General features: G+C 69.2%; 20 protein-coding genes. 11 read left to right on the top strand and 9 right to left on the bottom strand.

Annotated elements, in window-relative coordinates; genetic code table 11:
- The first annotated feature begins 66 nt into the window (after positions 1-66).
- Positions 67-1572, top strand: a complete 1506-nt coding sequence (locus HUN07_RS06155) for an acetyl-coenzyme A carboxylase carboxyl transferase subunits beta/alpha (RefSeq protein WP_174908542.1) — start codon at positions 67-69, stop codon at positions 1570-1572.
- Between the two features lie 80 nt (positions 1573-1652).
- Entirely contained in the window at positions 1653-2258 is a 606-nt protein-coding gene (locus tag HUN07_RS06150; protein ID WP_174908537.1) for a class I SAM-dependent methyltransferase, read from the top strand.
- On the opposite strand, the gene HUN07_RS06145 is transcribed toward HUN07_RS06150, so the two are convergent.
- On the bottom strand, positions 2182-2778 hold the full coding sequence (locus HUN07_RS06145) for a TetR/AcrR family transcriptional regulator (RefSeq protein WP_114723015.1): 597 nt from the start codon (positions 2776-2778) through the stop codon (positions 2182-2184). The genes HUN07_RS06150 and HUN07_RS06145 overlap by 77 nt on opposite strands.
- 79 nt (positions 2779-2857) lie before the next feature.
- Here HUN07_RS06145 and HUN07_RS06140 point away from each other — a divergent pair, with 79 nt between their 5' ends.
- The 4 genes from HUN07_RS06140 (at position 2858) to HUN07_RS06125 (ending at position 5994) form a co-directional block, all read left to right on the top strand.
- Positions 2858-3244, top strand: coding sequence for a DUF1304 domain-containing protein (locus HUN07_RS06140; RefSeq protein ID WP_114722951.1), 387 nt, complete (start codon positions 2858-2860; stop codon positions 3242-3244).
- A gap of 29 nt (positions 3245-3273) precedes the next feature.
- Positions 3274-4278, top strand: a complete 1005-nt coding sequence (locus HUN07_RS06135; RefSeq protein ID WP_114722950.1) for an NADP-dependent oxidoreductase — start codon at positions 3274-3276, stop codon at positions 4276-4278.
- Positions 4279-4504: 226 nt separating this feature from the next.
- Complete coding sequence (locus HUN07_RS06130; RefSeq protein ID WP_174908535.1) at positions 4505-4939, top strand: MerR family transcriptional regulator; 435 nt, start codon at positions 4505-4507, stop codon at positions 4937-4939.
- The gene (locus HUN07_RS06125) at positions 4936-5994 is read left to right on the top strand and encodes an aldo/keto reductase (protein WP_174908534.1); all 1059 of its coding nucleotides are present in this window, start codon (positions 4936-4938) and stop codon (positions 5992-5994) included. The genes HUN07_RS06130 and HUN07_RS06125 overlap by 4 nt, the downstream gene beginning before the upstream one ends.
- Positions 5995-6069: 75 nt before the next feature.
- Here HUN07_RS06125 and HUN07_RS06120 read toward each other — a convergent pair whose 3' ends face one another.
- Positions 6070-6747 carry a GOLPH3/VPS74 family protein gene (locus HUN07_RS06120; protein ID WP_174908532.1) on the bottom strand — a complete coding sequence of 226 codons (678 nt, stop codon included), beginning with the start codon at positions 6745-6747 and terminating at the stop codon, positions 6070-6072.
- Between the two features lie 40 nt (positions 6748-6787).
- Between HUN07_RS06120 and HUN07_RS06115 the strand changes: the two genes are divergently transcribed.
- The 3 genes from HUN07_RS06115 (at position 6788) to HUN07_RS06105 (ending at position 10673) form a co-directional block, all read left to right on the top strand.
- A complete protein-coding gene (locus tag HUN07_RS06115) occupies positions 6788-7525 on the top strand; it encodes a DNA alkylation repair protein (protein ID WP_174908531.1) in 738 nt (245 codons plus the stop codon).
- A gap of 156 nt (positions 7526-7681) precedes the next feature.
- The gene (locus HUN07_RS06110) at positions 7682-9595 is read left to right on the top strand and encodes a propionyl-CoA synthetase (protein ID WP_174908529.1); all 1914 of its coding nucleotides are present in this window, start codon (positions 7682-7684) and stop codon (positions 9593-9595) included.
- Positions 9596-9833: 238 nt separating this feature from the next.
- On the top strand, positions 9834-10673 hold the full coding sequence (locus HUN07_RS06105) for a hypothetical protein (RefSeq protein ID WP_174908527.1): 840 nt from the start codon (positions 9834-9836) through the stop codon (positions 10671-10673).
- A gap of 16 nt (positions 10674-10689) precedes the next feature.
- Here the strand turns inward: HUN07_RS06105 and HUN07_RS06100 are convergent, their stop codons facing one another.
- The 7 genes from HUN07_RS06100 to HUN07_RS26850 form a co-directional block, all read right to left on the bottom strand.
- Positions 10690-11886 carry an NADH:flavin oxidoreductase gene (locus HUN07_RS06100; protein ID WP_174908525.1) on the bottom strand — a complete coding sequence of 399 codons (1197 nt, stop codon included), beginning with the start codon at positions 11884-11886 and terminating at the stop codon, positions 10690-10692.
- Positions 11887-11975: 89 nt separating this feature from the next.
- Complete coding sequence (locus tag HUN07_RS06095; RefSeq protein ID WP_174908523.1) at positions 11976-13307, bottom strand: cryptochrome/photolyase family protein; 1332 nt, start codon at positions 13305-13307, stop codon at positions 11976-11978.
- 47 nt (positions 13308-13354) lie between these two features.
- A complete protein-coding gene (locus tag HUN07_RS06090) occupies positions 13355-14215 on the bottom strand; it encodes a cytochrome c biogenesis CcdA family protein (RefSeq protein ID WP_174908521.1) in 861 nt (286 codons plus the stop codon).
- The gene (locus HUN07_RS06085) at positions 14212-14943 is read right to left on the bottom strand and encodes a DsbA family protein (RefSeq protein WP_114722941.1); all 732 of its coding nucleotides are present in this window, start codon (positions 14941-14943) and stop codon (positions 14212-14214) included. Before HUN07_RS06085 ends, HUN07_RS06090 begins: the two co-directional genes overlap by 4 nt.
- 198 nt (positions 14944-15141) lie before the next feature.
- Positions 15142-16095: a M56 family metallopeptidase gene (locus HUN07_RS06080; protein WP_174908519.1), complete on the bottom strand. Its 954-nt coding sequence runs from the start codon at positions 16093-16095 to the stop codon at positions 15142-15144.
- Positions 16092-16466, bottom strand: coding sequence for a BlaI/MecI/CopY family transcriptional regulator (locus HUN07_RS26855; RefSeq protein ID WP_258558012.1), 375 nt, complete (start codon positions 16464-16466; stop codon positions 16092-16094). The genes HUN07_RS06080 and HUN07_RS26855 overlap by 4 nt, the downstream gene beginning before the upstream one ends.
- Positions 16466-17128: a GntR family transcriptional regulator gene (locus HUN07_RS26850; protein WP_114722938.1), complete on the bottom strand. Its 663-nt coding sequence runs from the start codon at positions 17126-17128 to the stop codon at positions 16466-16468. The genes HUN07_RS26855 and HUN07_RS26850 overlap by 1 nt, the downstream gene beginning before the upstream one ends.
- Positions 17129-17240: 112 nt before the next feature.
- On the opposite strand from HUN07_RS26850, the gene HUN07_RS06070 reads away from it, so the two are divergent.
- Both HUN07_RS06070 and HUN07_RS06065 read left to right on the top strand, forming a co-directional pair.
- Positions 17241-18086 (top strand): fumarylacetoacetate hydrolase family protein, encoded by an 846-nt coding sequence (locus HUN07_RS06070; protein ID WP_174914486.1) that lies wholly within the window; start codon positions 17241-17243, stop codon positions 18084-18086.
- A gap of 56 nt (positions 18087-18142) precedes the next feature.
- Positions 18143-18595, top strand: a complete 453-nt coding sequence (locus HUN07_RS06065; protein WP_254622816.1) for a MarR family winged helix-turn-helix transcriptional regulator — start codon at positions 18143-18145, stop codon at positions 18593-18595.
- The last annotated feature ends 2 nt before the right edge of the window (positions 18596-18597 follow it).

Genomic DNA, 18597 nt, shown 5'->3' with positions numbered 1-18597 from the left:
GCCGTGACGGCCGCCGCCGCTCCTCGAGCGGCGGCGGCCGCTTCGTAACGAAGTGGAGGAAGATCCGTGGCCCCCAAGAAGATCTCGGCTCGTGAACTGATCGGCCAGGTGTTCGACGCCGACAGCTTCGTCTCGTGGGACACCGTCCCGATCGACGTCTCGCCCGATCCGAAGTATCGGGCCGAACTCGACGCCGCCGCAGTGAAGTCGGGCATCGACGAGTCCGTGATCACCGGCACCGCCACGCTCGGTGGTCGTCGGGTCGCGGTGATCGCGTGCGAGTTCGCGTTCCTCGCGGGCTCCATCGGGGTGGCGGCGTCCGAGCGGATCGTCACCGCGATCGAGCGGGCCACCGCGGAGGGGCTGCCGCTGCTCGCGTCGCCGACCTCCGGCGGTACCCGGATGCAGGAGGGCACGCTGGCCTTCGTGCAGATGGTGAAGATCGCGGCGGCCATCGCGGCACACAAGGCCGCGCACCTGCCCTACCTCGTGTATCTGCGGAACCCGACGACCGGTGGCGTGTTCGCGTCGTGGGGGTCGCTCGGGCACGTCACCATCGCCGAACCCGGCGCCCTGGTCGGGTTCCTCGGTCCCCGCGTCTACGAGGCCCTCTACGGCGAGAAGTTCCCGGAGGGGGTGCAGACGTCGGAGAACCTGTACCGCAACGGCGTGATCGACGGTGTCGCGTCGACGACGCAGTTGCGGGACCTCGTCGAGCGCGCGCTGCATGTGCTGGTGGATCCGGCCGACCCGCTCGATACGAGTACCGATCCTGTTGCAGAACAGGATGTTCCGGACGTCCCGGCGTGGCAGTCCGTCATGATCTCGCGCCGCGCCGACCGCCCCGGCATTCGCGAGCTGGTCCGTCACGCCACTTCCACCCGGGTACCGCTGAGCGGCACCGGACAGGGCGAGGTCGATTCGACGGTCCTACTGTCACTCGCCCGTTTCCAGGGTCAGCCGTGTGTGCTGTTCGGGCAGGACCGCGCCGGCCAGTCGGCCCTGAACACGATGGGCCCGGCCGCGCTGCGCGAGGCCCGCCGCGGCATGCGGATGGCGGCCGAACTGCGGTTGCCGCTGGTGCTGGTGATCGACACGCTCGGCGCGGCGCTGTCGAAGGAGGCCGAGGAGCGCGGCCTGGCACCGGAGATCGCGCGGTGCATCTCCGATCTCGTCACCCTGCGCACCCCCACCGTCTCGGTGCTGCTCGGGCAGGGCACCGGCGGCGGCGCACTCGCGCTGCTCCCGGCCGACCGCGTCCTCGCCGCCCAGAACGGCTGGCTCGCACCGCTTCCCCCGGAGGGTGCGAGCGCGATCGTCCATCGCGACACCAGCCACGCGCCGCAGATGGCGGCGGCTCAGGGCATTCGGGCGCGGGACCTGCTGCGCGACGGTGTCGTCGACGGCGTCATCCCCGAGCGCCCGGACGCCGCGATCGAACCGGTCGAGTTCTCGAGGCGTGTCGGGGCGGCGATCGCGCGTGAGCTGGTCGCGCTGGGCGGAATGTCGGGCGACGACCGGATTGCGGCCCGGGTCGCCCGCTACCGCACGCTGGGGTTGCCCGCGAGTTGACTCCCTCGGGGTCGACCCGGAGGACACTGGAGGTGAACACCCGCTCGGGACCGTGAAACGGGGAACGAGGAAGGGACACCATGAATCAACCTAGAGGCCTCGGCGCGACGGCGGTGTTCGTCGCCGCGGCGAGAGCGCTGGAGAGCCAGCGCGAGGACCGGCTGCGCTGGCCGGCGCCCGTGACCGTCTACGAACTCGACACCCCGGACATGCTCGAGTTCAAGGCCTCGGTCGTGAGCGACGCCGCGCCGAACGAGAATGCGACCCGGGTGCCGATCCCGATCGACCTGCGCGACGACTGGCCCGCCGCCCTCCACGACGCCGGATTCCGCGACGACGTCCCGACCGCGTGGGTCCTCGAGGGCCTGCTGATGTATCTCACGGACGAGGACGTCGACGCACTGATGACCCGCGTCGGTGATCTCTCCGCCGGGGGCAGCGCGCTCGGGGCCACCGTCACCACCGTCGACTTCGCGTCGGTGATGGACGATGCGCCGATCTTCCAGGACAGCCCCTCAGCGCGAGGAGTGGCTGAAGCTGCTCCGTTCGAACGGTCCCGCCGACGGTGGATGGTCTCGGCCACCAGGAAGCGACGACGGGACGGTTCCGCTAGCTCCGTGCCGCGGACCACTCCGCCAACTGGTCCAGTGCGGTCCGCGCGAGGGCCGCGGCCTCGTCCCGATTGACGCGGGAGAGCAGGAGCGCACTGATCGACAGCGACGTCAGGAGTCGGGTGCGATGCACGATCCGGTCGGCCGGGGTGCCGGGGTCGAGGGCGCGCAGCGCGTGGGCCAGCGCCGCGGCCAACTCCGATCGGTAGGCGTCGACCACCGCCCGCTGGGCGTCGTCGTGCGCGGCGAAGCCGGCGGCGCTGTTGAGGAGCAGGCAGCCGCGGCCCGGGTAGTCGTCGGGCAGGGATTCGAGCGCCTCGACGACACCGCAGTAGTACCGCGTCGCGGCGTCCGGGGCGGTGGGCTCGTCGGTGAGGATCCGCAGTCGCGGGCGCACGACGCGGTCCAGGTAGTCCTGCACGGCGGCGTCGAACAGACCGCGCTTGCTACCGAAGGCGTTGTACAGGCTCGACCGATTCAAGCCCGTGGCCCGCTCGAGGTCCGGAACGGACGTCTCCCCGAACCCCCTGTCCCAGAAGAGGTCCCGTGCCCGACCGACCACCGTGTCGGTGTCGAACTCCTGCGTCCGCGGCATGACGACCCTCACTTCTCGTTATGGAACGACCATTGCAGTATATATTGAAACGATCAGTTCAAAATAAGGAGGAGTGACCATGGTCGTCGCGGGACTGATTCTCGCCGCACTCGCCGGCGCGCTGCACGTCTACATCTTCTTCCTCGAGTCCATGCGCTGGACCGCCCCGCGCACCCGCGCGACGTTCGGCACCAGCGCCGAGGAGGCCGTCGCGACCAAGGAACTCGCCTTCAATCAGGGCTTCTACAACCTGTTCCTGGCGATCGTCACGGCCGCCGGCATCGTCGGTGTGCTGATCGGCGCGACCGCGGTCGGATCGGCACTCGTGTTCGCCGGAACCGGATCCATGTTCCTCGCGGCGCTCGTGCTGCTGCTGTCGTCGCCGGACAAGGCCCGGGCGGCGATCACACAGGGCACCCTCCCCCTCCTCGCCGTCGTTCTCCTCACGCTCGGACTGATCCTCTGAACCCCGCACACCCCCGAAGGGACAGACCCATGTCGACCAGCACCCAGATCCAGCTCACCGCCCGCCCGACGGGATGGCCCACGCCCGACAACTTCCGGACCGTGACCGTCGAACTGCCCGACCTCGCTCCCAACCAGGTGCGGGTGGCCAACGAGTTCCTCTCCGTCGATCCGTACATGCGCGGCCGGATGAACGATGTGAAGTCGTACGTGCCGCCGTTCGCCCTGGGCGAGACGATGACCGGTGGCGCGGTGGGCCGGATCGTCGAGTCGACGTCGCCCGCCCACCCCGTCGGATCCGTCGTCGTGCACGATTTCGGCTGGCGCGACGTCGCCCAGGGGGATGCCGCGAGCTTCCGTGTCGTGGAGGAGATTCCGGGGGTTCCGGTCTCCGCGTACCTCGGCATCCTCGGGCTGACCGGATTGACCGCATACGTCGGGCTGATGCACATCGCCCACCTGAAGCCGGGCGAGTCCGTGTTCATCTCCGGCGCCGCGGGCGCCGTGGGCACGGCCGCCGGGCAGATCGCCCGACTCGAGGGCGCCGCCCGGGTGATCGGTTCCGCGGGGACCGCCGAGAAGGTGGAGCTGCTCACCGACCGCTACGGATACAGCGCGGCGTTCGACTACAAGCAGGCGCCCGTGCGGGACCAGCTGCGAGAGATCGCCGGGGACGGCATCGACGTCTACTTCGACAACGTCGGCGGCGACCACCTCGAGGCCGCCCTCGACGTGATGCGGGGCGGCGGCCGGGCCGCGCTGTGCGGCGCCATTGCGGCCTACAACGCGACCGAGCGCACCCCCGGTCCCGACAACATGGCCAACATCATCACCCGCGGACTGACCCTGCAGGGCTTCACGCTCGGCAACTACACCCACTTCTTCCCCGAGTTCGCCGCCAAGATGGGCCCCTGGCTGGCATCCGGCGACGTGGTGTTCGAGGAGACCGTCGTCGACGGCATCGACAACTCCGTCGACGCCTTCCTCCAGCTCATGCGCGGCGCAAACATCGGGAAGATGTTGGTGAAGATCTAGGCATCCGGCCCCGATCGCACGCGCAGGAGCGGTCGAACGGAGGAGGGTCACTCACGGACCCGGACGTAATCGGTTGTGCTGGAGTCCACTCCAGCTTCTGGAGTCCGGGTATGCACCCAATCCTCCCGCCCACCGCGCTCCTGGAGATCGACTTCCAGTGGGATCACGGTGATACGAGATCGGCGAACTTGCGTTGGAGTGCACTCCAGCGCCTAGCGTCGCAATCATGACCGCTTCACTGGGAATCGCATCTGTAGCAGAGGTCACAGGTCTCACGCAGGACACGCTTCGCTGGTACGAGCGCGAGGGTCTCATTCCACGCGTTGCGCGTGACACCGACGGACGACGCCGATACGACGATGCATCCATTCGGATCATCCAGCTCATCGTCCGGCTCAAACGCACGGGCATGCCGGTGGCGGAGGTCCGCCGGTTCCTCGCGATGTACGACGAGGGGGCCGCGAGTCACGGTCGGCGCATGTCATTGCTGGAGGAACACCGCGCGCGAGTGGCGAGTCAGCTCGCCGAGCTGCGCGAGGACCTCGCTGCCGTCGACGACAAGATCCGCCATTACCGCGGACTCATAGCGGACGGCCTCGACTGCGACGACACCCCGATTACCGATACCTCCATCCGCGAGAGACAAGGTCAACCGGCATGACAGAACACTCCCCCACCAATCCTGATGTCGTATCAACCGTGGAACTCGGTGATGGTCTCTCGGTTAGCCGAATGGGCCTCGGAGCTATGGCATTCAGCCATGTCTACGGCCGGTCGGATCCGGCAGAGGCCCTGCAAACCATCAACCACGCCATCGACATCGGGATCTCCTTCATCGACACGGCCGATGTGTACGGTGAACCCCGCCCGGGCGCCGAGGGGCCCGCCGGAACCAACGAGGAACTCATCGCAGAAGTGCTGAGGCACCGGCGCGACGAGGTGCGGCTGGCGACGAAGTTCGGAATAACCGGCACGGTCGGGGGCAGCGCGGGCGGCAACTCGATCAGGGGCGATCGAGACTACGTGAAGTCGGCTTGCGAAGCGTCGTTGCGGCGGCTGGGAACCGATGTCATCGACCTGTACTACATGCACCGACGCGAACTCGACCGACCGATCGAGGAAACGGTCGGCGCTATGGCCGAGCTCGTCCGCGAGGGCAAGATTCGACACGTCGGCCTGTCGGAAGTGACCGGCACCGAGTTACGCGCAGCGGCGGCTGTACATCCGGTGGCGGCCGTTCAGAGCGAGTGGAGCATCTGGTCGCGTGATGTGGAACGGCACGTGGTGCCTGCGGCGATCGAGGTCGGCGCCGGATTCGTTCCGTACTCTCCGCTGGGTCGGGGATTTCTCACCGGCACGCTGACGAAGGAGTCCGTCGCGAACTCCATGCGCGCCGGACAGTCGCGATTCGATCAGAACTTCGAGGCGAACCAAGCGGTCGTCGACATCGTCCGGTCGATCGCCGACGAGATTGGCGCAACGCCGGCTCAGGCTGCCCTGGCCTGGCTCTACTCCCGCGGCACGCGGATGGGCATACCCGTCGTACCGATCCCAGGAACTCGGCGAGCGACACGGATCGACGAGAATGCCGCGTCGCTGTCGATATCGCTGTCCGACGAACAGCTGACGTGCCTCGACGGTGCGGCCGACATGGCCGCAGGCGGCAGAAATCTCACCTTCAATGGACCGCAGTGGATCTCGGCCGGACGCGAGTGATCTGAACGTCCGACGTCGCGAACATCGACGGGGTGGCGCTGTGGCCGTTCGGCAGTTGAACCCGGCCGGCAGGGGTCAGGAACTGCCGATCATGGCCGCCGGCACGATGACGGCCACCATGACGGCGGTGTTGATCGCGTCGACGGCCTTGCGCACCGCGGCTCCCGCCCATTCGCCGTCCGCAATATCCTTGGCACGCTTGCGGATCGCCTTGCGATCGGCGTCGGGGAACGCCTTGGCCGCGGCGTCGACGGCGGACAGCAACGAGACCAGCGCGGCGGTGCGGGGACCGGGGTCCAGGCCCTCGATCAGAACGCCGGACAGCTGGTCCCGGACCGCACGCTCGTGGCTCTCGTCGACCGGCGGCCATGTCTTCGTGGGGAAGATCCCGAGAACCTTGCGGCGGCTCTCGCGAACCCAGCCGCGGCCGATCACCCGCTCGAACACCGCGATCCGCAGTTCGGCGTCGAGCTTCTCGATCACGGTCTCGGGCTTCATCGGCCGGCCGACATCGCGGATCACGTCGAGGGTGCGAGCGAGGATCGGATCGTCGGGGGTCCCGTCGAGTCGCACGGCCAGGCGACCCTTCTTGACGTCCTCCCCCGCCTCGGCGGGCGTGACGTAGCCGTCGAGGGCGAGCTCGAGCAGCACGGCGCCGGCGAGCACGCGGGGCAGTTTCGTGCCGTCCACGAGCGGGGTGCCGGACTCGTCGTCGAGCAGCAACAGCAGCAGATCTTCGGCGATGAGCGTCATGGCTCCACCGTACGGATCCCGGATGTGGCAGGGTCCGACCATGCCCGATGTCTCCCAGGTGGCCGACGCGCTGGCCGAGAACGCCGACGCGGGCGACGCGCAGCACCTCCAGCGGTTCTTCAAGACCGGCCCCGGTGAGTACGGCGAGGGCGACGTCTTCATCGGGGTGCGGGTGCCCGCGATCCGCAAGCTCGCGAAGCAGTTCGCCGCACTCCCGCTCACCGAGGTCGACGTCCTGCTCGACTCCCCCGTCCACGAGCACCGCCTCGCGGGCCTGCTGATCCTGGTCGAACAGTTCGGCCGGGCGAGCGCGGCTCGCACGCGGGACGACGCCGCGCGTGGACGGATCGCGGACAGCTATCTCGCGGCGGTCCGACGGGGACGGGTGAACAACTGGGACCTGGTGGACCAGTCCGCCCCGTACATCCTCGGCGACTGGCTGTACGACCGTCCTCGCGATCTCGTCTTCGAGCTGGGAACCGACGAGGACCTGTGGCGCCGCCGGGTTGCGCTGCTGACGACGTTCGGATTCGTCCGCAACGGTGACGCGTCGACCACCCTCGCGATGGCGGCCCGCGTCCTCGGGGATCGGCGCGACCTGACGCAGAAGGCGACCGGGTGGATGTTGCGGGAGGTGGGCAAGCGGGTGGACCGCGTCCTGCTCACCGGATTCCTCGACGAGCACGCCGCCGACATGGGCGCGACCGCGCTGAGCTACGCGACCGAGCATCTCGACACCGACCTGCGCGCGCACTACCGGAGCCTGCGCCGACGGTGACTCGGACAACCGTCCATGCCGTTCACCGACCGTTCCCCACCGTCCGGCGCACGCCGAACCCACGGAGGGCGGACCGACACGTCGAACGACCACCGGTCGAATAATGTGTTGTGTGCATCACAGATGCGTGGTCAGTTACCGAGAGGACACGAATCGATGAGCCCAGCCGAGCACGCAACAGGCGCGTACGCCGAGGCCTTCCGCCAGAGCGTGGAGCAGCCGGAGAAGTTCTGGCTCGCCGCCGCCGACGCCGTCGAGTGGGACACCGCGCCGACCCGCGCCCTCGACGACTCGAACGCGCCCGCGTACCGCTGGTTCCCGGACGCCGCCCTCAACACGTGCTTCAACGCGCTCGACCGGCACGTGCGCGACGGCCACGGCGACCAGGCCGCGCTGATCTACGACTCGGCCATGGTTCCGGCCCAGCGCACGTACACCTATGCCGAACTGCTGGCGGAGGTCGCGCGCTTCGCGGGTGTGCTCGCCGAGCAGGGTGTCGTCGCCGGCGACCGCGTCATCATCTACATGCCGATGATCCCCGAGGCCGCGATCGCGATGCTCGCGTGCGCGCGCATCGGCGCCGTCCACTCGGTCGTGTTCGGCGGCTTCGCCGCCAAGGAGCTCGCCACCCGCATCGACGACGCCCAGCCCGTCGTGCTGGTCACCGCCTCGGGCGGCCTCGAACCCGGCCGCACCATCGAGTACCTGCCGATGGTCGATCAGGCGCTGGGGATGTCGGCGCACCCGCCGCACACCGTCATCGTCAAGAACCGCGAGACGATCCCCGGCTCGGCCGCCGACTACCGCGACCGCGGCGCGGCGTGGTTCGACTGGGACGAACTTGCCGCCGACGCAACCGATGCCGCGCCGGTCTCCGTTGCGGCCACGGACCCGCTGTACATCCTCTACACCTCCGGCACCACCGGAAAGCCCAAGGGCGTCGTCCGGGACAACGGTGGTCACGCCGTCGCGCTGACGTGGTCGATGCGCAACATCTACGACATCGGTCCCGGCCAGGTCATGTGGACCGCGTCCGACGTCGGCTGGGTCGTGGGCCACTCCTACATCGTCTACGCGCCGCTGCTCGCGGGTGCGACCACGGTGATGTACGAGGGCAAGCCCGTCGGCACGCCCGACGCCGGCGCGTTCTGGCGAGTCGTCCAGGAGCACAACGTCTCCGCGCTGTTCACCGCCCCCACCGCGATCCGCGCCATCCGCAAGGCCGACCCGGATGCGAACGAGCTTGCCAAGTACGACATCTCGTCGATGACGACGCTGTTCGCGGCCGGCGAGCGCCTCGACCCCGACACGTACGTCTGGGCCACCGAGAAGCTCGGCGTCCCGGTGATCGACCACTGGTGGCAGACCGAGACCGGCTGGGCGATCTGCGCGAACATGCGTGGGCTGGAACCGATGCCGATCAAGGCCGGCTCCCCCACCGTGCCCGTCCCCGGCTACCGGGTGGGCATCGTCGACGGCGAGGGCGCCCCCGTCTCGGCCGGCACCGAGGGCAACATCGTGATCGCCCTGCCGCTGCCCCCGGGCACCCTGGCCGGGCTGTGGCGCGACGAGGACCGGTACGTGAAGTCGTACCTGTCGACGTTCGACGGGTACTACCTCACGGGCGACTCCGGCTACATCGACGAGGACGGCTATGTCTTCGTCCTCGGCCGCAGCGACGACGTCATCAACGTTGCCGGGCACCGGCTTTCGACGGGCAGCATGGAGGCCGTGGTCGCCGGGCACCCGGCGGTTGCCGAGTGCGCCGTCATCGGCATCCACGACGAACTCAAGGGCCAGCGCCCCAGCGGCTACGTCGTCCTCAAGGCGGGTGTGGAGATCGACGACGAGGTGCTGCGCAAGGAACTGGTCGCGATGGTGCGCGAGCAGATCGGCGCCGTCGCCACGTTCCGCGACGTCACCGTCGTGCAGGCGCTGCCGAAGACCCGCTCCGGCAAGATCCTGCGCAAGACGATGCGTCAGATCGCCGACAACGCCGAGTACACCGTGCCGTCCACGATCGAGGATCCCTCGGTCCTCGAGGAGCTCGAGAAGCTGCTGCGCGGATAGGAACCGCCGTCGACGGAAAGGCTCCGCACCGCAAGGTGCGGAGCCTTTCCTATTTCGGATAAATGGGACCAGTCGAATCAATTCGACCAAACGACATATAAGTTCAATCACCCAAACCCGCAGGTCAGGACATGCGCCATCCTTGACCATCACGGTACAATCACGGTAGGTTCACGGACAGGGTTTCACCCGATCCTCGATTCGACGCCACCGATTCGCATTTGCCCGAGGGGGAGAATTGTCCGCAGTCGCCACGCCGTCCGTCCACGCCCTCCTGCGTGATCTCGTCGCGAACAGCCCGCGGCGCCATTTCCTGCACGACACCGAGGGCGTGGAGCTGTCGAACCAGGGTGCCCTGCTGCGCGAATTCGTCGCGACGGTCCAGGCGTGCCTGGAGCGGGACCTGAACGCCCTCCGCGAGTCGGAACGCAAGGAGCGGTCCACCGATCCCGACTGGGCCGACGGACCGGGCATACGTTTGATCGCGTCGATCGCCCAGTACGACGAGATCCTGAACACGCTGCTCGACGCCGTCGCGCCGTTCGAGGCCGGACGCATGACAACCGTGTGGACACTGCTCGGGTCGGCCGCCGAACGACTCCGCATCCTGGCTGCGCTGGAATCATCCGCGGGCGAGCGGGTGGCGGCGCAGCTCGCGGCCGCATCGGCGCGCACCCGTGGCCGGCTCACCGCGGCGGCGGCGTCCGAGAACGTCGACCTGGACCTCCCGGCCGCCTTGGTGTCCGCGGAGCTTGTTGCGACGGAAACCGATCCGCTGCCACTGCCCGGTCCGCATGCACCGGTCGCCGCGCTGGTCGAACTCGTCGAACTGGGCGCCGCCACCGCGCGTGACGGCGGCCCGCTGGACGTGCAGTCGCTGCACGCGTCGCCGCACGCCACCGACTACGTCCACCTGGCCACCGTCGGCGGCTACCAGTTCCATCTTGTGCTCGAGATCGTGCGCGAGGCCACCGACGCGTTGTGTTCCGTGGCCGACCTGCTGACACACGAGTCCGTCTGGAGCGAGTGGGCCGCCGACGTCCGGGCGGCCGTCGAGTACGCGTGGGCGTGCATCTGACGGCTCGCCCGGCACGCTAGCGGCGGACGGGCACCGGATCGACCAGGACGCAGCGAGCACCCGAGAAGATCGTCGGCATGCACTTGTTGCAGTGGATGCACAGCGACCGGGTGCGCGACTCGGCCTCGATGCGGTTGATCAGGTCCGGCTCCCGCAGCAGCGCGCGGGCCATCGCGACGAACTCGAAGCCCTCGGCCATCGCGGTGTCCATGCCGGCCTTGTCGGTCACGCCGCCCAGCAGCACCAGCGGCATCTTCACCGCAGCCCGGATCTGCCGGGCCTCCTCGAGCATGAACAGCGGCTCGTACGGGTAGGTCTTGATGAACGCCTTGCCGACCATTTGCACGCCGAGCTTGATCGGCTGCGGCATCGCGTTGGCGAAGTCGCGGACCGGGGCGTCGCCCTTGAACAGGTACATCGGGTTCAGCAGCGAACTGCCCATGGTGAGTTCGAGGGCGTCGAGGCTGCCGTCGGCCTCGAGCCACTGGGCCACCTGGATCGCCTCGTCCACCCAGAAGCCGCCGGGCACGCCGTCGTCCATGTTGAGCTTGGCGAGGATCGCGATCCGGTCACCGACGGCCTCGCGTACGGCACGCGCAGTCTCCAGCACGATCCGCGCCCGGTTCTCGAGCGATCCGCCGTAGTTGTCCTTGCGCTTGTTCAGCTTGGGGCTCAGGAACGAACTCGCGAAGTAGTTGTGGCCGAAATGGATCTCGACGGCGTCGAAGCCGCCCTCGATCGCGAACTTGGCGGCGTCGGCGTGCGCCTGGGTGATCCGTGCGATGTCGGCGGCGGTCGCGGCGTGGATCTTCTTCATGCTCATGGGGTTGAACGACGTCGACGGTGCCAGCGCCGGCAGCCGGTTGGACTTCTCGTTCGCGACCGGACCGGCGTGCCCGATCTGCGCGGACGCCGCGGCGCCCTCGGCGTGGATGGCGTCGGTCAGCCTGCGCAGTCCCGGCACCACCTCGGGACGCATCCACAGCTGCCCGCGTTCGGTGCGCCCCTCGGGCTGCACGGCGCAGTACGCGACGGTCGTCATGCCGACACCGCCCGCGGCCGGCTGGCGATGGAACTCGATCAGCTCGTCCGTGACCAGCGCTTGCGGCGTCCGTCCCTCGAACGTCGCCGACTTGATGATGCGGTTGCGCAGCGTGATCGGGCCCAGCTTGGCCGGCGCGAACACGTCAGGAGGAGCGATCTGGGACACCATGAAACCTTCCGTCGAGGGGCGGGCCGAGGCTATACCGCAGCCAGCGGTCTCGAAAGTGGGGGTGTCCACCCAGTGGGACACCCGGGCGATCAGCCCAGTTCGCCGTAGCGCGCCAGCGCCTCGCGCCGCTCCTCGGCGTGGTCGACGACCTGGCCGGGATAGTCGTCGGGGCGCCCGGCCTTCAACGCGTGCACCGCCTTGCCCTCGACGCCGCGCAGTTCGGGCACCCACCGCCGCACGTACTCGCCCGTCGGATCGAACTTCTCGCCCTGGCTGATCGGGTTGAACACCCGGAAGTACGGGGCCGCGTCGGTGCCGGACCCGGCGGTCCACTGCCAGCCGTGCTGATTCGACGCCAGATCGCCGTCCACCAACTGCTGCATGAAGTACCGCGCGCCGCGCCACCAGGGCAGGTGCAGGTCCTTGACGAGGAACGACGCCACGATCATCCGCACCCGGTTGTGCATCCACCCCTCGACGGCCAGCTGCCGCATGCCGGCATCGACGATCGGGTACCCGGTGCGGCCCGCGCACCACGCATCGAACAAGGCGTCGGCGTCGAGTCCGGCGTCGTGCCGGATCGCATCGAATCTGCGGTCGTAGTTGCGGCGCGCGCTGTCGGGACGCTGGAACAGGATGTCCGCGTAGAAGTCTCGCCACGCGAGCTGGCGCCGGTACTGCTCGGCGCCGCGGCTGCGCCGGCGCGCCAGATCCGCGAGCATGGTGCGCGGGTGGATGTTGCCGAACTTGAGGTACACCGACATCCGGCTGGTGGTGTCGAGGTCCGGACGGTCACGTTCGTGGTCGTAGCGGATCAGGTCGTCGTCGCAGAACTCCCGCCACCGCGTCAGTGCCGCGCTCTCGCCCGCCTCGAGGCCCGGCTCCGACGGTGCCGGAATCGCCACTCGATCACGCAGCCCGCCAACGTCATCCGGGTCGATCCACGCGACGGTGTCCACGCCGGTCTGCGCGGGCCCGCGCCAGCCGTGGTCGAGCCACCGCTTGAACCACGGCGTGAACACCTTGTACGGGGTGCCGTCGTCCTTGGTCACCCGGCCCGGCGCGATCGCGTACGGCGAGCCCGTGGCCACCAACTCGACCTGCTCGGCCACCGCCGCGTCGCGCTCCCGCCCGTACGGCCCGTAGTCGGCGCTGACGTGCACCTCCCGCGCACCAACGGCTTTCGCGACCCGAGGGACCACCTCGGCAGGATCGCCGCGCATCACCAGCAGCCGCCCGTCCATCCGCTCGTCGAGCGCGACGAGGCTGCGGCACAGGAAGTCTCGACGGGGACCGCCGGACGGACCGAGCAGCCGGTCGTCGAGGACGAACAACCCCAACGCGCGCTCCCCCGCCGAACTCAACGTCGGCAGGTCCGCCAGTCGCAGATCGCGCCGAAACCACACAAGAGACTCGGCCACGTCGTCCTCTCCGTCGATGGTGCATGCGGTGCGCCACCCACGGTAGTTCAGCCGCCCTGGCCCGGATCCGGCTCCGACGCCGCGGACTCGGATCGGCGCCGACGCACCACCCGCACCGCCACCACCGTGAACAGCACCAGCACGAGCGCCAGCAGGATCCCCGCGTCGGAGACGTTCCGGGCCCATTCACTCAACGTGACCTGGAGCGAGAACTGGTCGTCCACGCCCATCACACTGCCGAGGTTCGCCGTCCCGTCCGTGACGAGAAAGAGGGCCCCGAGTGCCACGAACAGCAGGCCCGACACCAGCGACGTCGTGTGTAGACGCACCGGGCCGAGCGCGATCTGCTTGCCCCGCAACCACTGACGCCGTCCCAGTTCGAATCGATCCCAGAGCAACGCCAGCACGAAGAGCGGCACGGTCATCCCGAGCGCGTAGACGGCCATCAGCAGTCCGCCGTAGCCGGCACCGCCCCCGGCCACCGCGATCGTGAGAACGCTGCCGAGCAGGGGCCCGGAACAGAACCCGGCGAACCCGTAGACCGCTCCGAGCGCGAACACCGACACGGTCCCGGAGATGCGGACGGATCCCGCCGCGCGTTGCGCGGGAGCGAACGCGAATCCCCGGCCGAACACCGTCATCACACCGAGCGCGATCAGCACCAGACCGCTGACCGTCGTCACCGTCTCGCGGTGCTGGGTCAGCAACGATCCCATCGCCCCGAGGCCGGCGCCGAGCGGCACCAGCACCACCGCGAGGCCGACGTAGAACACCGCGGTCCGGGCTGCGAGCCGTCCCACACCGTCGAAGGCGTAGGCGAAGAAGGACGGCAGTAGCAACGCCGAACAGGGACTTACCAGTGAGAGCAGACCGCCCAACAGCGCACCGAGCAGTCCGATGTCGGTCACGGAAGTTGCCCACCGGTCTTCGCGATCAACTGCTCGAAGACCGACAGCGGCTGGGCGCCGAGCACGGGATAGCCGTCGACCACGAACGACGGTGTGCTCGACACTCCGATCATGTTGGCCTCCATGACGTCCGACGCGATCTCGGTGTCCACCGAGGTGTCCGCGGCGTCACGCGCGAAGCGATCCAGGTCCGGCACACCGGCCTGTTCCGCGAACCCCCGAAGTGCGGCCTGGTCGAAGGTCGGATGTCCGCGATCCGGCGCGGCGGCGTAGAGAGCCGAGTTGAACTCCCAGAACTTGCCCTGCGCGGCCGCGGCCCGGCCGGCCCGCGCGGCGACCATCGACTCCTCTCCGAAGATCGGCAGGTCGCGCCATTCGATCCGCAGCTTTCCCGCCTCGACGTACTTGTCGACGAGCTGGGGTTCGGTGTCGTGACTGAACTTCGCGCAGAAGGGGCAGCGATAGTCCGAGTACACGACCAGCACCACCGGAGCGTCGACCGGTCCGCGCGCCAACGGGTCGCCGTCCACCCGGCGGGCCATGTCGCCGACCGGCCCGATTCCGGCCTCGAGACCTTCGGTGGCTGCCACCGCCGCCGAGGTCGGCTCGTCCGTGGTGCGCATCCGTTCCAGCACGAGAACCCCGGCCAGTACGAGCGCGACGACGCCGAGCGCTCCGAGCAGCCATACGTCCCGCCTGATCCCGAAGAGCTTGCTCCGCGACGCCATCCGTCCTCCGTTCGTTCCATGCACACTCGCCCACGACTACCAATCGGTGATCGTACATGGAACTACTATCATCCTTAGTAGTTCCGAGGCCTCCGCCGACGAGCGGGATCGGCACACCGTGACCGAAACCTTCAGCGGCGGGAGGTATTTGCTCTGCGGACCCGCCTGCACCGCGCCGGCCGAGCGGTCCGGTACGGGTCAGCCGCCGAAGATCGCGCAGGAGGCCGCGAGCGCCGCGACCAGGGCGGAGAACGTCGCCAGCACCGGCAGCGCCGACAGGGCGAGCGCGAGCGGATAGTGCAGGACCTGCGCTCCACGACGCGGCGCGCGCAGTCCCGAGAGCCACACCACCCGATCCTCGACGAAGCCCGCGGCCGACATCGCCGCCGGCCGAGGGTCCCGCGCCTCGCCGTGCCAACTCTCGAGCGCGGCGCACACCGCTCCCGAACCGCACGACGCGGCGGCGTGACGGTCCGCGGACAACTCCACCAGCACACGAATCCACGTTGCCCCCACCCGCGCCACCGGGACGAACGGGACGGCAGCATCCAGTGCGTCTGCCCACGCCACCAGCAGGTGGTGACGCCCGGTCAGATGGGCGCGTTCGTGGGCCAGGACCGCCGCCCGGGCCGACGGATCGAGTTCGCGTACACCGGTTCCCAACACGATCGCCGGGGAGCGGCCGCCGATGCTGTACGCCGCGACGCCCTGCCCGACGAGGTGGAAGACGTCGTCGCCGTCGGTCACGGTGGGCCGGCCCACCAGACGCAACACCGACGCGTGCTCCTCGGTGACTCGGCGATGGCGGAGCAGAGCCCGCGAGACGACGACCACGATCCGTCCGAGCACCAGCAGACCGGCGCCCCAGAGCGTTGCCTCGACCGCGGAAAACCAAGGAACAGTGCCGTTCCGGCGCAGGGAGTTGACACACGACAGCGTCGACGACGGCAGGAGGTGCCAGCGGTCCCCCGGCCGCACCCAGAGGACGAGGGGCACGGCCGCCACCACACCGACGAACAACGCCTGCGACGACAGCCATGCCGCGAGGGCCACCCGTGGGTGCCGGTGGGGTGCCGCGAGCAGGCCGAGCCAGTGCGGCGCCGCGAACCCGAGCACCACCGCGGCGACCGTGAGGCCGATCGCGGCGATCACCCGACGCCACCCGGTCGGCGCGTCTGTGTACGCCGCGCGGCCCGACGCAGGATCCTCGACTCGTCCTCCGAGGCGGAGTTCGCGAAGTGCAGCATGACCTGCTCGGCGTCACCGCTCGACCGGAGCACCTGACGAACCAGATCGGCCGCGGTCTCCTCCCGGCTGCGGGTGGCGCGATATCGATAGGCCCGTCCGACGCGTTGCCGCGACGCCATGCCCTTGGTGTGCAGGTTGTCGAGGACGGTCATCACGGTGGTGTACGCGAGCGGCCGCGGCGACTGCAGTCGATCCATCACGTCCCGCACCCGCACCGATTCGTCCACGCTCCACAGCACGTCCATCACCGCGGTCTCGAGGTCGCCGAGCCCGATCACGCGTCCACCCCGGCGATCAGCAGCGCAGTCGTCGACTCGATGTGCCGTCGCAGTTCGTCCACCGCGCGGTCCACGTCCCGTTCGACGGCGGCCGCGGCGATCCGTCCGTGCTCGGCGTCGACGTCGCGTTTCTCGGACTCTGCACTGCGAACACTCCAGCAGCGGTACACCTCCGAGACGTCGCGCAGCGATTCGGCGATTCGGACCAGGCGCCCGTTGGGACACGCGCGCAGGAGTGCGCCGTGGAAGTTGCCGTGCGCCGACAGCCACGCCTCGGCGACCCTGCCGTCCGCGTCCACGGCCGCCGTCCGCGCGAGGGTGTGCCGCGCCGCGAGCACCGCCGACTCCCATTCGACGTCGCCGTGCGCGATCGACTGCCGCAGCGCCTCGGATTCGACGAACACGCGGGTCTCGGTGAGCTCCAACAGGTCCGGTACGGACACCGGCACCACGCGGAAGCCGAGCTGCGCCTCGGAGACCGCGAGCCCCCGCTCGACGAGGCGGGGCAGGACTTCCCGCAGGACGCCGGTGCTCGCGTCGTAGCGGGCCTGCAACTGGCCGAACGCGAGCTTCTCCCCCGGCGCGAGCACACCTCCGAGGATGTCCGCTCGCAGCCGCGCGTGGATCTCGTCAGCGCGGGTTCCGCTCGCTCGTGCCATTCCGCAAGTACAGGACGATGCGAATCGAGAGTCAAGTTTCGAAATTATATTGCTTTTCCGATATTTCTCGGATCTACTGTCCACACCCGACCACAGACAGGACGTGACGACCGTGCGCATCGCCAACCTCTCCGGACGAGCAGTTCTCGTCGACGGACACCTGGCCGTCGACATCCACACCGCCAGCGCGGGACGCTTCGGCCCCGACCTGCCCGCCATCTACGCCGAGTGGGAGGCCTTCACGACGTGGGCGGCCGCCGACACCGCCACGGTCACCACCTCCGGCGCCCCGTTCGAGGTCCGCGACCTCGGCGCCCCATCTCCGGCGCCGAGTCAGGTGTTCGCGATCGGCCTCAACTACCGGGACCACGCGGCGGAGACGGGCCTCGACGCGCCGGACGCGCCGCCCACCTTCACCAAGTTCGCGAGCTGCCTCACCGGCCCCGAGACGGACCTGCGCCTGCCCACCGACACCGTCGACTGGGAGGTGGAACTGGTGGCCGTCATCGGCCGCGAGGCGACCGACGTGGCGGCGGCCGATGCGTGGGCACACGTCGCCGGGCTCACTGTCGGACAGGACTTCTCGGAGCGGACCTCCCAGATGACCGGCCCCGCACCGCAGTTCTCGCTGGCCAAGTCGCACCCCGGCTTCGGGCCGACCGGCCCGTGGCTGGTCACCCCGGACGAGTTCGCCGACCCGACCGACCTCGCGATCACGTGCGAGATCGACGGCGAGACGGTCCAGTCGGGCCGCACCTCGCAGATGATGTTCCCGGTCGCGGAGTTGATCGCGCACCTGTCGGCGGTGTGCACCCTGCGCCCCGGCGACATCGTGTTCACCGGCACCCCGGCCGGCGTGGGCGTGGGACGCAGCCCGCAGCGCTTCCTCGTCCCCGGCAACGTCGTCACCACTCGGATCGAGGGCATCGGCGCCCTGGTGCAGCGCTGCGTGCAGTGACCCGGCCGTCGGGCACGGTTCGTGAACAGTGTTCACAATGAATTAGCATCATCGCCGTGCCCGACACCCCCGACACTCGCGATGCGCTGGCTCGCGCCTACCTTCTGGCCGAGCACCTGTCGTCGTCGACGGCTGCAGGTATGCGCACCTTCGGGCTGACGACGGCACGCACCCGCGCCCTGCTGTACGTCCTCGAGAATCCGCCGATGACGCAGCGCGACCTCGCGAGCGTCCTGCGCTGCAGCACCCGCCAGGTCACCGCCCTGGTCGACGCGCTCGAGAAGTCCGGTCACCTGCGGCGTGACCCCCATCCGACCGACCGCCGCGCCCACATCGTCGCCCTCACCGAGCGCGGACACACCGACGCCGCGCGGATCCGGGAACTGCGGCAGCAGGCCGCGCACGACCTTTTCGACGGTGTCCCCGCCGCGGATCTGGAGGCATTCGTGCGCGTGGCGGACGTGCTCATCACGCACCGACACCTGCAGCCACCGGAATCGGACCGGTGACG

It is taken from the genome of Rhodococcus sp. W8901, from assembly GCF_013348805.1.
In the GTDB taxonomy this organism is placed as follows: domain Bacteria; phylum Actinomycetota; class Actinomycetes; order Mycobacteriales; family Mycobacteriaceae; genus Prescottella.
The sequence above is the reverse complement of the archived record's forward strand: the minus strand, read 5'-3'. Positions and strand labels throughout refer to the sequence as shown.

Excerpts from the sequence above, each read along its gene's own strand:
- HUN07_RS06150 (WP_174908537.1), top strand. The coding sequence starts at position 1,653 with ATGAATCAACCTAGAGGCCTCGGCGCGACGGCGGTGTTCGTCGCCGCG.
- HUN07_RS06145 (WP_114723015.1), bottom strand. The coding sequence starts at position 2,778 with ATGCCGCGGACGCAGGAGTTCGACACCGACACGGTGGTCGGTCGGGCA.
- HUN07_RS06140 (WP_114722951.1), top strand. The coding sequence starts at position 2,858 with ATGGTCGTCGCGGGACTGATTCTCGCCGCACTCGCCGGCGCGCTGCAC.
- HUN07_RS06135 (WP_114722950.1), top strand. The coding sequence starts at position 3,274 with ATGTCGACCAGCACCCAGATCCAGCTCACCGCCCGCCCGACGGGATGG.
- HUN07_RS06130 (WP_174908535.1), top strand. The coding sequence starts at position 4,505 with ATGACCGCTTCACTGGGAATCGCATCTGTAGCAGAGGTCACAGGTCTC.
- HUN07_RS06125 (WP_174908534.1), top strand. The coding sequence starts at position 4,936 with ATGACAGAACACTCCCCCACCAATCCTGATGTCGTATCAACCGTGGAA.
- HUN07_RS06120 (WP_174908532.1), bottom strand. The coding sequence starts at position 6,747 with ATGACGCTCATCGCCGAAGATCTGCTGCTGTTGCTGCTCGACGACGAG.
- HUN07_RS06115 (WP_174908531.1), top strand. The coding sequence starts at position 6,788 with ATGCCCGATGTCTCCCAGGTGGCCGACGCGCTGGCCGAGAACGCCGAC.
- HUN07_RS06110 (WP_174908529.1), top strand. The coding sequence starts at position 7,682 with ATGAGCCCAGCCGAGCACGCAACAGGCGCGTACGCCGAGGCCTTCCGC.
- HUN07_RS06100 (WP_174908525.1), bottom strand. The coding sequence starts at position 11,886 with ATGGTGTCCCAGATCGCTCCTCCTGACGTGTTCGCGCCGGCCAAGCTG.
- HUN07_RS06085 (WP_114722941.1), bottom strand. The coding sequence starts at position 14,943 with ATGGCGTCGCGGAGCAAGCTCTTCGGGATCAGGCGGGACGTATGGCTG.
- HUN07_RS26850 (WP_114722938.1), bottom strand. The coding sequence starts at position 17,128 with ATGGCACGAGCGAGCGGAACCCGCGCTGACGAGATCCACGCGCGGCTG.